This window comes from Lysobacter oryzae DSM 21044 (assembly GCF_059568595.1).
Genome location: NZ_JCANTQ010000010.1, coordinates 256,920 through 267,248, shown reverse-complemented (window position 1 = coordinate 267,248; position 10,329 = coordinate 256,920). Strand labels below are relative to the sequence as shown.

General features: G+C 67.1%; 8 protein-coding genes. 7 read left to right on the top strand and 1 reads right to left on the bottom strand.

What is annotated here, in order from left to right; genetic code table 11:
• Window positions 1–6 precede the first annotated feature (6 nt).
• The 5 genes from BP05_RS07320 to lpxC all read left to right on the top strand — a co-directional run bounded on the left by BP05_RS07320 (window position 7) and on the right by lpxC (window position 5,673).
• Window positions 7–990: a D-alanine--D-alanine ligase gene (locus BP05_RS07320; protein ID WP_496362324.1), complete on the top strand. Its 984-nt coding sequence runs from the start codon at window positions 7–9 to the stop codon at window positions 988–990.
• Window positions 987–1,730 (top strand): cell division protein FtsQ/DivIB, encoded by a 744-nt coding sequence (locus BP05_RS07315; RefSeq protein ID WP_496361967.1) that lies wholly within the window; start codon window positions 987–989, stop codon window positions 1,728–1,730. The genes BP05_RS07320 and BP05_RS07315 overlap by 4 nt, the downstream gene beginning before the upstream one ends.
• Window positions 1,727–2,962, top strand: coding sequence for a cell division protein FtsA (gene ftsA / locus BP05_RS07310; protein WP_496361965.1), 1,236 nt, complete (start codon window positions 1,727–1,729; stop codon window positions 2,960–2,962). Before BP05_RS07315 ends, ftsA begins: the two co-directional genes overlap by 4 nt.
• A gap of 125 nt (window positions 2,963–3,087) precedes the next feature.
• A complete protein-coding gene (ftsZ, locus tag BP05_RS07305) occupies window positions 3,088–4,341 on the top strand; it encodes a cell division protein FtsZ (RefSeq protein WP_496361963.1) in 1,254 nt (417 codons plus the stop codon).
• A 420-nt stretch (window positions 4,342–4,761) separates the two neighbouring features.
• Entirely contained in the window at window positions 4,762–5,673 is a 912-nt protein-coding gene (gene lpxC, locus BP05_RS07300; protein ID WP_496361961.1) for a UDP-3-O-acyl-N-acetylglucosamine deacetylase, read from the top strand.
• A gap of 303 nt (window positions 5,674–5,976) precedes the next feature.
• On the opposite strand, the gene BP05_RS07295 is transcribed toward lpxC, so the two are convergent.
• Window positions 5,977–6,429, bottom strand: coding sequence for a DciA family protein (locus BP05_RS07295; protein WP_496361959.1), 453 nt, complete (start codon window positions 6,427–6,429; stop codon window positions 5,977–5,979).
• Window positions 6,430–6,451: 22 nt separating this feature from the next.
• Here BP05_RS07295 and BP05_RS07290 point away from each other — a divergent pair, with 22 nt between their 5' ends.
• Together BP05_RS07290 and secA are read left to right on the top strand one after the other, a co-directional pair.
• On the top strand, window positions 6,452–7,369 hold the full coding sequence (locus BP05_RS07290) for a peptidoglycan DD-metalloendopeptidase family protein (protein WP_496361957.1): 918 nt from the start codon (window positions 6,452–6,454) through the stop codon (window positions 7,367–7,369).
• A 229-nt stretch (window positions 7,370–7,598) separates the two neighbouring features.
• Window positions 7,599–10,325, top strand: a complete 2,727-nt coding sequence (gene secA, locus BP05_RS07285) for a preprotein translocase subunit SecA (protein ID WP_496361955.1) — start codon at window positions 7,599–7,601, stop codon at window positions 10,323–10,325.
• The last annotated feature ends 4 nt before the right edge of the window (window positions 10,326–10,329 follow it).

Here is a 10,329-nt window from a genome sequence, read left to right as displayed (position 1 = left end):
ACCACCATTTCATTTGCCGCCCCGCGCGTGACCGATCCGGCCGTGTTCGGCCGCGTGGCCGTGCTGATGGGCGGCACCAGCGCCGAACGCGAGGTCTCGCTCGATTCCGGCCGCAACGTGCTGGAGGCATTGCGCGCCCGGAATGTCGACGCGTTCGCGGTCGACGGCATCCCCGCATTGATCGAGGAGATCCGTCGCGGCGCCGTCGACCGCGTGTTCAACATCCTCCACGGCAACAAGGGCGGAGGCGAGGACGGCACCCTGCAGGGCCTGCTGGAGGCGCTGGGCGTGGCCTACACCGGCTCGAACGTGCTCGGTTCCGCGCTGGCGATGGACAAGATCCGCACCAAGCAGGTGTGGCTGTCGCTCGGGTTGCCGACGCCGCGCTACGCGCGCCTGCCCAAGGGCGCCGACGTGCATGCCGCCGCGCGCGGCATCGGATTGCCGGTGATCGTGAAGCCGTCCAGCGAAGGTTCCAGTGTCGGCGTGTCGCGCGTATTCGACGATGCGGGCCTCGAGTCGGCCGTCGAGCTCGCCGCCCGCTATCCCGGCGAGCTGCTGATGGAGCAGATGGTCGTGGGCGACGAGCTCACCGTGGGCATCCTCGGCGATGGCGCCACGCACCAGGCGCTGCCATCGATCCGGATCGTGCCCAAGGGCGAGTGGTACGACTACAACGCCAAGTACATCGCCGAGGACACGCAGTACCTGTGTCCGGGCCTGGAAGGCGAAGCGGAAGCGGAAATCCGCCGCATCGCGCTGGCCGCGTTCCTCGCCGCCGGCTGCACCGGTTGGGGACGCGTCGATGTCATGCGCGACCGCGAAACCGGCTCGTTCTACCTGCTGGAAGTGAACACCGCACCCGGCATGACCAGCCATTCGCTGGTGCCCAAGGCGGCGCGCCAGGTCGGCATTGGCTTCGAGGAACTGTGCTGGCGGATCCTCGAGCAGACCGTGCAGAACCCGACCGTGGAGGCCGCGCCGAAGTGAACGCGCTGCTGCGCATCGTCGGCTGGGTCCTCGCGGTCGCGCTGGTCGTGCTGCCGGTCGTCGCCGTGCTCAACGGCTGGGTCGGCGCCAACCACTGGCCGCTCACCCGCCTGCAGGCGACCGGCGAGTTCCATCGCGTCGATGGCGCGCTGCTGCGCCAGACCCTGCTGCCGTATGCGAAGCGCGGCTTCTTCGCCGTCGACCTCGAGGCCGCGCAGGACGCCGTCGCGCGCCTGCCGTGGGTCGAAACCGCGGAGGTCCGCAAGCGCTGGCCGGACGTGCTGGAAGTCCGCGTGGTCGAGCACAAGCCGTTCGCGCGCTGGGGCGCACAGCGCCTGCTGTCCGAGCACGGCCGCGTGTTCCCATCCGAAGGCATCACCGTGCCGGCCAACCTGCCGCAGTTCGATGGCCCCGAGGCGCGCACGCGCGATGTGGTCGAGCTCTACAACCAGTCGCGCGAACTCTTCGCCAAGGTCGGCATCGGCGTGCGCGAAGTCGTGCTGGATCCGCGCGGCAGCTGGCGGCTCGGTCTCGACAACGGCGCGGTAGTGGTGGTCGGGCGCACCGAGGCGCGGGCGCGGCTCGATCGCTTCGTGCGCCTGCTGCCGCAGTTGCTGACGCAGAACACGCAGCAACTGGCGCGTGCCGATCTTCGTTACACCAATGGTTTCGCGCTGACGTGGAAGCCGGCTCCGGCCCCCGTTCCCGCCAATGCGCCGCAAGTGCAGGGAAATACATGAATCGCAAGGGCGACAAATCGCTGATCGTGGGACTCGACATCGGCACCTCCAAGGTGGTGGCGCTGGTGGGCGAGTATTCGCCCGGCGCTCCGATCGAAGTGATCGGCATCGGATCGCACGAATCGCGCGGCCTCAAGCGCGGCGTGGTGGTCGACATCGAGTCCACCGTGCAGTCGATCCAGCGCGCGATCGAGGAAGCCGAGCTGATGGCAGGCTGCGAGATCCGTTCGGTCTACGCCTCGATCTCCGGCAGCCACATCCAGTGCCGCAACTCGCAGGGCATCGCCCCGATCCGCGATGGCGAGGTGTCCTACGCCGACCTGGACCGCGTGCTCGAAGCGGCCAAAGCCGTCGCCATCCCGGCCGACCAGAAGATCCTGCACGCGATCCCGCGCGACTACGTGCTCGACGACTCGCAGGAAGGCATCCGCAACCCGGTTGGCATGACCGGCGTGCGCCTGGAAGTGCACGCGCACCTGGTCGTGTGCGCGCAGTCGGCCGCCGCCAACATCAGCAAGTGCGTGCAGCGCTGCGGCCTCCAGGTCGACGACCTGGTGCTGAGCGTGCTCGCCTCGAGCACCGCGGTGCTGACCAGCGACGAGCGCGAACTGGGCGTGGTGCTGGTCGACATCGGCGCCGGCACCACCGACATCGCCGTGTTCGTGCAGGGTGCGATCGCGCACAGCGCGAGCCTGCCGATCGCCGGCGACAAGGTCACCGAGGACATCGCGCACATGCTGCGTACGCCGACGCCGGAAGCCGAACAGATCAAGGTCCGCTACGCGTGCGCGCTGGCGCAGATGGCGACCGCGGAAGAGTCGATCCAGGTGCCGAGCGTAGGCGACCGTCCGCCGCGGCGCATGCCGCGCGCGTCGCTGGCGCAGGCGGTGCAGGCGCGCTACGAAGAGATCTTCGAAATGATCCAGGCGGAGCTGCGCCGCAGCGGATTCGAGCAGCACGTGCGCGCCGGCATGGTGCTCACCGGCGGCGCCGCGAAGATGGAAGGCGTGGTCGAACTGGCCGAGGAAATGCTGCAGATGCCGGTGCGCGTGGGCATTCCGCAGCACGTGACCGGGCTGGGCGAGGTAGTGGGCAACCCGGTGCACGCCACCGGCGTCGGCCTGCTGCTGATGGGCAGCCAGATCGAGAACCCGCGGCGCCCGACGATCGTGACGGGACGCGCGGGCAGCCTCTTCAACCGCTTGAAGAGCTGGTACCGGGGCGAATTCTGATTTGCGCGCGGCCGCGAAGGCGCGGCCGGGTGGTGGCAGGTGGCAGGGCGAGCTGCAGGTTTTGGATAGGCAAGTACTGGTATCCCCGATCAATCACTAGCAACACATAACAAGAGGACGAGGACATGGCACATTTCGAATTGATGGAAAAGATGGCCCCGAACGCGGTGATCAAGGTCGTCGGCGTCGGCGGTGGCGGCGGCAACGCCGTGGCGCACATGGTCAACGGCAGCGTCGACGGCGTTGAGTTCATCACCGCCAACACCGACGCGCAGGCGATCAAGAACTGCGGCGCGAAGCTGCAGCTGCAGCTCGGCAGCAACGTCACCAAGGGCCTGGGTGCGGGCGCGAATCCGGAAGTGGGGCGCCAGGCCGCGCTGGAAGACCGCGAACGCATCATGGACGCGCTGACCGGCGCCGACATGGTGTTCATCACCGCCGGCATGGGCGGCGGCACCGGCACCGGCGCCGCGCCGGTCGTGGCGCAGCTGGCGAAGGAGATGGGCATCCTGACCGTCGCCGTGGTGACCAAGCCGTTCCCGTTCGAAGGCCGCCGCCGCATGCAGGTCGCGCTCAAGGGCATCGAGGAGCTGTCGCACCACTGCGATTCGCTGATCACGATCCCCAACGAGAAGCTGATCACCGTGCTCGGCCGCAACGCCACCATGATCCAGGCGTTCCGCGCCGCCAACGACGTGCTGCTCGGCGCGGTCCAGGGCATCGCCGACCTGATCGTGCGTCCGGGCCTGATCAACGTCGACTTCGCCGACGTGCGCACCGTGATGAGCGAGATGGGCCTGGCCATGATGGGCACCGGCACCGCGCGCGGCGACGATCGCGCGCAGGCGGCGGCCGAAGCCGCGATCCAGAACCCGCTGCTCGACGACGTCAACCTGTCGGGCGCCAACGGCATCCTGGTCAACATCACCGCCGGCCCGGACTTCACCATGGCCGAGTTCGACGAAGTCGGCCGCACGATCGAAAACTTCGCCTCGGAAGACGCCACCGTGGTCATCGGCACCGTGCTCGATCCGGACATGCAGGACGAGGTCAAGGTCACCGTGGTGGCCACCGGGCTCAACCGCGCGGTCGCCCGCCAGCCGATCCGTACCGGCATGGAGCGCGCGAGCTTCGACGAGCTGCCTTCGCGCCGCCCGCAGGTGGAACTGGTGCGCACCCAGGTAAAGCGCGACGGCACTACCGGCCTGCCGATCGATGCAGTCGCCGAGGGTGGTTTCCAAGGCGGCCCGCCGTCGTTCGCCGGTAGCCTGCGCGGCGGCAGCCGCGTGAGCGAACCGTCGACCCCGGCGGTGGCCGATTTCGGCGGCAGCGACAGCTACCTGGATATCCCGGCATTCCTGCGCCGCCAGGCGGATTGAGGAGCGGGGCGGGAGGTCGCGGCCTTCGATGGCGGGACCGGCCCGCTCCAAAGCAAGTCCTGCCCGGCCAGTCACGGCCGGGCGTTGGCGACGTACTTGGCAATGCTTCGAAAGCGTGACGCCACACCCGGCCGGACTCGTCCCCGGCCGGATCGACCCTAGGCTCCGGGCTGCCTGCGCCCGGGGATCTTGCGCCGGTCGGCACCAGCCGACCGGCTTTTTCCCGGTAGGCATCCCCCATCCGGGGGCGCCGCGAAAAACGTGACAATCACTGGGAAAGTCGTTTCATGGGAATCTCTTTTCCGTTAAGGTTCAGCGCACTGCGTGTTAACCTTGCGCCCCCGTTGCGGACCCCTCCGCAACCCGTAGCGCCTCAAGAAAAAGTCCCGATCCCCCGATCCAAGGGCTGACACCGATCCGATGCTTCGCCAGCGCACCCTCAAGAACGTGATCCGCGCCACCGGCGTTGGCCTGCATAGCGGCGAGAAAGTGTTTCTCACGCTGCGCCCGGCTCCCGTGGACGCCGGCATCGTGTTCCGCCGGATCGACCTCGATCCGGTGGTCGAAATTCCCGCGCGCGCGGACCTGGTGAGCGAGACCGTGCTCTGCACCGGCTTGAGTTGCGGTGCCGGCCGGGTCATGACCGTCGAGCACCTGCTGTCGGCGTTGGCCGGCCTCGGCATCGACAACTGCTACATCGACCTGTCCGCGCCGGAAGTCCCGATCATGGATGGCTCGGCGGGTCCCTTCGTGTTCCTGCTGCAGTCGGCAGGCATCAAGGAACAGGAAGCGCCCAAGCGCTTCATCCGCATCAAGCGCCCGATCGAAGTGCGGGAGGGCGACAAGGTCGCCAGTTTCGAGCCGCATGACGGCTACCGCATCGGCTTCACGGTGGTGTTCGACCATCCCGCGATCCCGGCGTCGCAGTCGCGTGCCGAGGTGGAGTTCTCCACTGCTTCCTACGTCAAGGAAGTGAGCCGCGCGCGCACCTTCGGTTTCATGCGTGACCTCGAGTACATGCGCGAACGCAACCTCGGCCTGGGCGGCTCGATGGACAACGCGATCGTGCTGGACGAATTCCGCGTCCTCAACGACGACGGCCTGCGTTACGCCGACGAGTTCGTCCGCCACAAGATCCTCGATGCGGTCGGCGACCTGTACCTCGCCGGCCGACCCATCATCGGCGCGTACGAGGGCTACAAGTCCGGCCACGCCCTCAACAACAAGCTGGTGCGGGCCCTGCTGGCCGAACGATCCGCCTGGGAAGAAGTGACCTTCGTCGACGAAGGTCATCCCGCCCCGGTCGCCTACGGCTCGCCGCTCACCGTCTGACGCCGATTTGCGTGGGCGTATCCGGCGCGCCGGCTCCTGGCGCAACGCAGCAAATCGCGCCTTGCACCTGCCTCGGTCCCTCTGCGGACCTGCCGACCATACGCTCTCGGCCGTAGGGGTATTCCCTCAGCGCGACCCCGGTCACAGAGGTGAATGCCCGGTGGGCCTTTAACGGAACGCTAACGCGAATCTGCCAACTCGCTTCCCGATTCTTAACAAAATCAGGGGATTAGGCCGCTAGCATGCGCCCGGTCCGTAGAGAGGCCGGTTCGGAAGTAGAACGGAGAACCGGTCAAGAAGCGGTCAAGAGGCGTCATCGGAGCCCGGAGAGTCGGGCTGTTGAAGGGACGCCAGGGCGGCCTGCAAGGCATCGCGAGCCGTCTTCGACATCGGTCGGGAGCGGGCGTTCGCCAGGGGTGGCGAGGCTGCACCGGCCGGCGGATTCGGGGTCGTCTTGACCACGAGTTCGGTCGCTTCAAGTCCGATGGATTGGGCTGCGTCGAGGATTTCGGGGGCAACGAGCCGCAGTTTGGCTCGCCACACCGGAGCATCCACGACGAAAACGAGCCTGCCGCGCTCGAAGTTGGCCAGCCGCGCATGCGGCGCCAGCGTCGGCGGCAGGAGGGGACGCAACTGACGGTCCAAGCCGTCGAGCCACAGGGCTCTTCGGATCGGGTCGCCAGCCGGTTCGGCAAGCAGCGCTTCCAGCGCGGCCTGCGGGGCGGAGGGGCGACGCGGCACGGAAGGTTTGGACACGTCAAGAACCGAAATCGTAGAAATGACCCATCCACTCATCGTAAACAAATTCCGCAAGAAGCCCCTCGCGCGCTTCGCCGACTCGATCAGCAGCCTCGGCAGCCGCCGGCCGGCCCTGGTCGTCGGCGCCCTGCTGGGCGTGGGCTTCCTTGCCGGTGGTGCGGCCGGCCTGGTCGGCACCGCCGGCCTGCGCATCGAGCTCGGTAGCCAGCAGGCGCAGTTGGCCGCGGCGCACCGCGAATCGCAGCGCGAAATCAATGCGCTGGCCGCCCGCCTGGGCGAGCTGCAGGCCGAAGCCAACCGCCTCAATGCCCTCGGCGAGCGCCTGACCCGCATCGGCCAGTTGCAGGACGGCGAATTCAATTTCGAAAAGCCGGTCGGCGTCGGTGGTACCGGCCCGGTCCGCGACATCTCCGCACCGGAGTTGCGCGAAGGCCTGGACACCCTCAACCGGCAGTTCGCCGACAGTGGCGAGCAGCTGTCGGTGCTCGAGTCGATGCTGTTCAACCGCCAGCTCGACATGAACTCCGTGCCCTCGCGCGAGCCGATCAAGGACAGCTACATCACCTCCGGCTTTGGTCGTCGCGTCGACCCGATCGTCGGCGGCAGCCAGTTCCACAAGGGCATCGATTTCGAAGCCGACGTCGGCGATCCCGTGCTGGCCGTGGCGGACGGCGTCGTCAGCTACTCGGGCGCGCGCTCGGGCTACGGCAACGTGATCGAGATCGACCACGGCAACGGTTACGTGACCCGTTATGCCCACAACTCGCGCCTGGAGCGCCATGTCGGCGAACTCGTGCGTGCCGGCCAGGAAGTCGCCAAGGCCGGTTCCACCGGCCGCTCCACCGGCGCCCACGTGCACCTGGAAGTATGGAAGAACGGGCAGGCGGTGAATCCGCGCAACTTCCTCAGCCAGCATTCGCCGCTCGTCAACGGCTGAGCGACCAGATTTCGGAGACGGCGCGCCCTTGGCGCGCCGTTTTCTTTTGCGCCCTCGGGGCCTGTTCAAATTGGTGACGGCCGTGCCCTTGCAACCGTCCGGGGCCGCCACCAGCTACAATCGACGTGCCAGAAAGGGCGCCCGGCGCCCTTTTTCCTTTTTGCGGGAACGAACGGCGCGACGCCGCATCGAAACCCGACCCAAGAATCAGAACCGGCCCCAACCCACCATGCTCAACAGCCTGCTTACCCGTGTCTTCGGTAGCCGTAACGAACGCCTGCTCCGCCAGTTGCAACGCTCGGTCAACAAGATCAACGCCCTCGAGGCGGAGATGCAGAAGCTGTCCGATGCCGAACTGCAGGCCAAGACTCCCGAGTTCCAGCAGCGCGTCCAGGCCGGCGAGTCCCTCGACAAGATCCTGCCCGAGGCCTTCGCGGTCTGCCGCGAAGCCGCCCAGCGCGTCCTCGGCATGCGCCACTACGACGTGCAGCTGATCGGCGGCATGGTCCTGCACCTGGGCAAGATCGCCGAGATGCGCACCGGCGAAGGCAAGACCCTGGTCGCCACCCTTCCGACTTATCTCAACGCGCTGGAAGGCAAGGGCGTCCACGTCATCACCGTGAACGACTACCTGGCCCGCCGCGACGCGGCCTGGATGGGCAAGCTGTACAACTGGCTGGGCCTGAGCGTCGGCGTCGTCTATCCGGGCATGCCGCATGCGGACAAGCACGCCGCCTACGCCGCCGACATCACCTACGGCACCAACAATGAATTCGGCTTCGACTACCTGCGCGACAACATGGCGCTGTCGAAGGAAGACCGCTTCCAGCGTGGCCTGCATTACGCGATCGTCGACGAAGTCGACTCGATCCTGATCGACGAGGCGCGCACGCCGCTGATCATCTCCGGCCCGGCCGACGAATCGCCGGAGCTGTACATCAAGGTCAACCGCATCGTGCCTTCGCTCACCAAGCAGGCCACGGAAGAAGGCGAGGGCGACTACTGGGTCGACGAGAAGGGCAAGCAGGTCCACTTGTCCGAAGCGGGCCAGGAGCATGCCGAGGAACTGCTGCGCAAGGCCGGCATCCTGCAGGGTGACGAAGACAGCCTGTACGGCGCGCAGAACCTCAGCGTCGTCCACCACCTGAACGCCGCGCTGCGCGCGCACGCGATCTACCAGCGCGATGTCGATTACATCGTGCGCGACGGTGAAGTCATCATCGTCGACGAGTTCACCGGCCGCACGCTTGCGGGCCGCCGCTGGTCCGACGGCCTGCACCAGGCCGTGGAAGCGAAGGAAGGCGTGCCGGTGCAGCGCGAGAACCAGACGCTCGCCAGCATCACCTTCCAGAACCTGTTCCGCATGTACAAGAAGCTGTCCGGCATGACCGGTACGGCGGACACCGAAGCCTACGAATTCCAGAGCATCTATGGCCTGGAAGTGATCGTGATCCCGACCCACCGCCCGATGATCCGCAAGGACCATTCGGATGCGGTGTTCCTCAACCGCAACGGCAAGTACCGCGCGGTGATCAACGAGATCCGCGAAGCGAACAAGCGCCAGCAGCCGGTGCTGGTCGGCACGACTTCGATCGAAGTGTCGGAGATGCTCAGCGAGCAGCTCCAGGCCGCCGGCATCCCGCATGAAGTCCTCAACGCGAAGCAGCACGAGCGCGAGGCGCACATCGTCGCCCAGGCCGGACGCCCGGGCGCGGTGACGATCGCCACCAACATGGCCGGCCGCGGCACCGACATCGTGCTGGGCGGTTCTCTCGAAGCCGAGATCGCCGCCTACGAAGCCGCCAACGGTGAGATCGACGAGGTGACCAGGCAGCGCATGAAGTCCGAATGGCAGGCCCGCCACGACGCGGTCAAGGCCGCCGGCGGACTGCACATCGTCGGCACCGAGCGCCACGAATCGCGCCGCATCGACAACCAGCTGCGCGGCCGCTCCGGCCGCCAGGGCGACCCGGGCTCCTCGCGCTTCTACCTGTCGCTCGAAGACAACCTGATGCGCATCTTCGCCGCCGACTGGGTGCAGAAGGCAATGGCGCGCATGGGGCTGAAGGAAGACGACGTCATCGAGTCGGGCCTGGTCACCAAGCAGATCGCCGGTGCGCAGCGCAAGGTCGAGGCCCACAACTTCGACATCCGCAAGAACCTGCTCGACTTCGACGATGTCAACAACGACCAGCGCAAGGTGATCTACGGCCAGCGCGACGAGTTGCTGGAAGCCGAGAGCGTGCAGGAGAACATCGAAGGCATCCGCGAGGATGTCGTCAGCGAGATCGTGACCCGCTTCGTGCCGGCCGAATCCATCGATGAGCAGTGGGACCTGCCGGGCCTGCAGGCGGCGATCGAGCAGGAGTTCGGCCTGTCGCTGCCGCTGGTGGACGAGATCAACGCGGCCAAGGAAATGGATGCGGAGACCATCCTGCGTCGCGTGCAGGATGCCGTCGCCGCGCATTTCAGCGAGCGCGAGCAGCAGCTGGGGCCGGAGACGATGCGCCTGCTCGAGAAGCACATCATGCTCAACGTGCTCGACCAGAACTGGAAGGAGCACCTGGCCCGCATGGACTACCTGCGCCAGGGCATCCATCTGCGCGGGTATGCGCAGAAGCAGCCGAAGCAGGAATACAAGAAGGAAGCCTTCGAGCTCTTCAGCGACATGCTGGAGAAGGTCAAGCGCGAAGTCGTGACGCTGTTGTCGCGCGTGCGCATCCGCAGCGAGGAAGAAATCGCGCAGATGGAAGCGCAGGAGCGTGCGGCCGCCGAGGCGCAGGCCCGGCAGATGCAGTTCCAGCATCCGGACATGGGCGGTTTCGGCGCCGACGAGGAAGCCGCGCAGGCGCAGGCCGCCACCGCCAATGCCGCGTTCGCCAACATTGGCCGCAACGACCCGTGCCCGTGCGGCAGCGGCAAGAAGTACAAGCACTGCCACGGCCAGCTGGCCTGATGCC

Excerpts from the sequence above, each read along its gene's own strand:
- ftsZ (WP_496361963.1), top strand. The coding sequence starts at position 3,088 with ATGGCACATTTCGAATTGATGGAAAAGATGGCCCCGAACGCGGTGATC.
- ftsA (WP_496361965.1), top strand. The coding sequence starts at position 1,727 with ATGAATCGCAAGGGCGACAAATCGCTGATCGTGGGACTCGACATCGGC.
- lpxC (WP_496361961.1), top strand. The coding sequence starts at position 4,762 with ATGCTTCGCCAGCGCACCCTCAAGAACGTGATCCGCGCCACCGGCGTT.
- secA (WP_496361955.1), top strand. The coding sequence starts at position 7,599 with ATGCTCAACAGCCTGCTTACCCGTGTCTTCGGTAGCCGTAACGAACGC.
- BP05_RS07290 (WP_496361957.1), top strand. The coding sequence starts at position 6,452 with ATGACCCATCCACTCATCGTAAACAAATTCCGCAAGAAGCCCCTCGCG.